This window comes from Ruegeria sp. YTSC004, from assembly GCF_059609805.1.
The window spans coordinates 1-1,967 of record NZ_JBXWMJ010000038.1; the positions used below are offsets into that span (position 1 = coordinate 1).

The 1,967-nt window shown below is 54.9% G+C and carries 1 protein-coding gene and 1 pseudogene; both read left to right on the top strand.

Annotation, left to right across the window (positions count from 1 at the left end):
• Positions 1 to 85: 85 nt before the first annotated feature.
• Positions 86 to 418 (top strand): annotated as a pseudogene (locus AC2FFP_RS23265) (TniQ family protein); the annotation flags it as partial.
• A gap of 54 nt (positions 419 to 472) precedes the next feature.
• Positions 473 to 1,834: a helix-turn-helix domain-containing protein gene (locus AC2FFP_RS23270; RefSeq protein ID WP_496881568.1), complete on the top strand. Its 1,362-nt coding sequence runs from the start codon at positions 473 to 475 to the stop codon at positions 1,832 to 1,834.
• Positions 1,835 to 1,967: the final 133 nt, after the last annotated feature.

Genomic DNA, 1,967 nt, shown 5'->3' on the forward strand with positions numbered 1-1,967 from the left:
TGGCGGTTACGATGAGCCAGAAACCCTCTCTTATCAAATCTACTTAAACTGTCCCATTGGTGCTGACGTCAGACACGTTGCTCGGTTGGCCCGACTGTTCACGAGCACGCCCCGTGATTTCTGCTCGGATCTTGGAATGCGATGGCCCCATATCTGCTCGGCGCATTTGGACCAGTTGGAGACGTTGTCACTGCTAACCAGTGTGCCGCTTAACACACTGGATCAAGGAGCGGCCAGGTTGATTGGTCCCTGCCGGTATCTCGTCGGGCTGTCATCAGCCACCAATGGTACGCTACGGCGTGCAACCATCCGCATTTGTCCGAGATGTATTGTGGAGGCTATGGAGGCTTCTGGTCCCGGGAGCGCGTTTCAACTTCTCGAGTGGTTGGTGCTGCCGATCGGGACCTGTGCCAAACACGGCGTTCCGTTACTCCAGCTTCCCAATGCACCGCATGCACATCTCACCTATGACGTGATTGAACAAGTGGCGCGTCATAGGGATCTGATCTTGGAGGCCGCTCAGGTCGCAAAAACGCATGGGCGATCCTCGTTTGAAACTTACCTGAGCCGCCGTATCAAGAATGGGGTTTGTGGTGACTGGTTGGACTCTTTGGACCTGACGCATCTTCATCAAGCCGCTCTGACATTAGGCATGACACTTGCCATGGGTCGAGGCGTTAGTCGTTCGGATTTGAACTTCGACCAGGAGCGTACCGCCATGTCGGCTGGTTTCGAGGTTTTGAAGAATGGACCGGACACCCTGAATTCTGAGCTGGCGCGTGCCAGGCGCCGACCTTCCTCCAAGCGGTCTTATTTCACAACAGATATGGGCGAATTCTATACTTGGCTGAAAGACACTGAAGAGGACCCGGCAACAGCGGAGCTCAGGGCTTGCGTGCAGGATTTCGTACGGGAGAACTATCCGCTGCAGACCGGCGCGAAAGTCCTGGGTACGGAAATCTCAGCACCCAAACTCATCACGCTTGAACGTGTACGGGAGCTATATGGAGTCGGCGAGGTTCGGGTGCGAGGCATTCTCGCCCATCTTCGCGGTCAAAACGCGAGCGACCTGCTAAACATGAAGGATGTCAGCCATGAGGATCTGGCTGCCGTGCTCGATTTCTGGTCTGGGTTGCAGAATATCAAATCCATCGCGACGCAGCTCAATATCCATCCGGTTCAGGTGAAGTCGCTGATCCGGCAGAATGTTCTGGAAGCCCATCGTTTTGGAACGTCTCTGCGCTATGTGACATCCTCCTCTGTGCAGACCTTGCTGACTCAGCTTGAAGGCCTGCGCGTTGCATCACCGACGCGTCATAGGCTGCCCCTCGCAGAATACTGCCAACAGAGCTGGTTGCCCCTGGCTCGCGTTGTTGCTGATTGGGCAGCAGGCCGACTGACCGGTGTATCGAGAGACCCGGACGTTGACGGATTGGCAGGAATTCTGATCGACTACACTGAGACCTTGGAAAAATCGGAGCGCGTGTTTTCCGGCGATCTGTCGCTTAAGGATGCGGCGGCACGCCTGAGGATTAGCGTCGGTTCTATCCGACGGTTAAGGGATGGTGGATATCTGAAGCAGATAAAAGCACGAAACCCGGACACGCAGCACTACCGGTGTTACATCACTGAAGAGAGCATTCAGGCGTTTGCAGAGGTGTATGTGACGCTTGGCCAAATGGCAGAGCACATTGAGCTCGCAGCGATCCATTTGGCTCGGGCGTTGGACCGAAGAGAAATCGAGACGATCCCCTGTGACGCCGGGTTTGTTCGCGCTTATCCGAAAGAGACACAGGGAATAGTTCGTGAACTGGCGAACAGAGTTACGAGTTAATCTGATCCGACGGTTTCAGTAGCCACAGCGCCGTGGTTGCTCCCCCAGGTCTTGTTAACAAAACCATGATGTACCTTTCCAGATGGCCGTCTTGATACTGCGAGAAACCCAATGAACCGTCTAACTTTCGCGC